This window comes from Halohasta sp. A2 (assembly GCF_056175805.1).
On sequence record NZ_JAQFWV010000343.1, the window covers coordinates 1 to 251 of the forward strand.

Here is a 251-nt window from a genome sequence, read left to right on the forward strand (position 1 = left end):
TGTGCTTCATTGATCGCGTCATCAAGCTCTTTTTCCGACAGATGTTTCACCAACTTGGTCCGACGAGAAGCCTTCATTAGCGCCTATACGCGCTCCGTAGATTCAAACATAGCGCAGACCACTCCAGGAACTCTCGTCCCTTGACACCCAACGGTTTCACATTCTCTGTGATGCCGTGATCTGAGAGGAGACTGTGGATCTTATTGGCATACTTGGTACGGTTTTCGACCAGTGTTTGTCGCCCGCGCACG

Annotated in this window: 1 pseudogene; it reads right to left on the bottom strand. The window is 51.0% G+C overall.

The window, feature by feature from the left end:
- Positions 1-124: 124 nt before the first annotated feature.
- Positions 125-251, bottom strand: a pseudogene (locus O2S87_RS19360) (IS110 family transposase); the annotation flags it as partial.